At 55.9% G+C, this 1,196-nt stretch carries 1 rRNA gene (cut by a window edge); it reads left to right on the top strand.

Annotated features, from left to right (window positions below):
* Positions 1 to 1,174, top strand: a 23S ribosomal RNA gene (locus tag ACFY5C_RS41195) (its annotated part extends 1,945 nt beyond the left edge of the window); the annotation flags it as partial.
* Positions 1,175 to 1,196: the final 22 nt, after the last annotated feature.

Here is a 1,196-nt window from a genome sequence, read left to right on the forward strand (position 1 = left end):
TTGAGCTGGGGGTGGCCGCAGAGACCAGCGAGAAGCGACTGTTTACTAAAAACACAGGTCCGTGCGAAGCCGTAAGGCGATGTATACGGACTGACGCCTGCCCGGTGCTGGAACGTTAAGGGGACCGGTTAGTCACAATTCGTTGTGGCGAAGCTGAGAACTTAAGCGCCAGTAAACGGCGGTGGTAACTATAACCATCCTAAGGTAGCGAAATTCCTTGTCGGGTAAGTTCCGACCTGCACGAATGGCGTAACGACTTCTCGACTGTCTCAACCATAGGCCCGGTGAAATTGCACTACGAGTAAAGATGCTCGTTTCGCGCAGCAGGACGGAAAGACCCCGGGACCTTTACTACAGTTTGATATTGGTGTTCGGTTCGGCTTGTGTAGGATAGGTGGGAGACTTTGAACTCTGGACGCCAGTTCAGGGGGAGTCGTCGTTGAAATACCACTCTGGTCGTGCTGGATGTCTAACCTGGGTCCGTGATCCGGATCAGGGACAGTGTCTGATGGGTAGTTTAACTGGGGCGGTTGCCTCCTAAAGAGTAACGGAGGCGCCCAAAGGTTCCCTCAGCCTGGTTGGCAATCAGGTGTTGAGTGTAAGTGCACAAGGGAGCTTGACTGTGAGACCGACGGGTCGAGCAGGGACGAAAGTCGGGACTAGTGATCCGGCGGTGGCTTGTGGAAGCGCCGTCGCTCAACGGATAAAAGGTACCCCGGGGATAACAGGCTGATCTTCCCCAAGAGTCCATATCGACGGGATGGTTTGGCACCTCGATGTCGGCTCGTCGCATCCTGGGGCTGGAGTCGGTCCCAAGGGTTGGGCTGTTCGCCCATTAAAGCGGTACGCGAGCTGGGTTTAGAACGTCGTGAGACAGTTCGGTCCCTATCCGCTGCGCGCGCAGGAATATTGAGAAGGGCTGTCCCTAGTACGAGAGGACCGGGACGGACGAACCTCTGGTGTGCCAGTTGTTCTGCCAAGGGCATGGCTGGTTGGCTACGTTCGGGAGGGATAACCGCTGAAAGCATCTAAGCGGGAAGCCTGCTTCGAGATGAGTATTCCCACCCACTTGATGGGGTAAGGCTCCCAGTAGACGACTGGGTTGATAGGCCGGATCTGGAAGCACGGTAACGTGTGGAGGTGACCGGTACTAATAGGCCGAGGGCTTGTCCATAGATGCTCGCGTCCACTGTGTT

It is taken from the genome of Streptomyces sp. NPDC012935, assembly GCF_042900345.1.
In the GTDB taxonomy this organism is placed as follows: domain Bacteria; phylum Actinomycetota; class Actinomycetes; order Streptomycetales; family Streptomycetaceae; genus Streptomyces.